Source organism: Aquabacterium parvum, assembly GCF_001447195.1.
GTDB classification, from domain to species: domain Bacteria; phylum Pseudomonadota; class Gammaproteobacteria; order Burkholderiales; family Burkholderiaceae_C; genus Aquabacterium; species Aquabacterium parvum.
Genome location: NZ_LFRI01000361.1, coordinates 1 through 273, shown reverse-complemented (window position 1 = coordinate 273; position 273 = coordinate 1). Strand labels below are relative to the sequence as shown.

The following is a 273-nucleotide window of genomic DNA, read 5'->3' as shown; positions in this document are numbered from 1 at the left end:
CATCACAGGCTCCCTTGATCCAGGGCACCGGAACGCTCGATAGCTTCCTCGGCGCGGGCCAGCGCATCAGACACAGCAGCCTCGATGAACTCGCGCTTGCTCATGTCGAGCAGGTTCGTCACTTGATCGAGGCGCTTGATCAGCGAGGGATGCACCTTGGCGCACATCTGGCGCAGCTCGGTGAGCTGGCCTTGATCAATGGCCTGATCGACCAGCCGGCCCATGTTGGCACCGTGGCTCAGGGCCTTGAGCTTCAGCACCTGAAGCTGGATT

At 61.5% G+C, this 273-nt stretch carries 1 protein-coding gene; it reads right to left on the bottom strand.

The window, feature by feature from the left end; genetic code table 11:
* Positions 1-2: 2 nt before the first annotated feature.
* Positions 3-273 (bottom strand): hypothetical protein (locus tag ABG80_RS22845; RefSeq protein ID WP_407638759.1); only part of this gene is annotated, 271 nt, incomplete at its 5' end.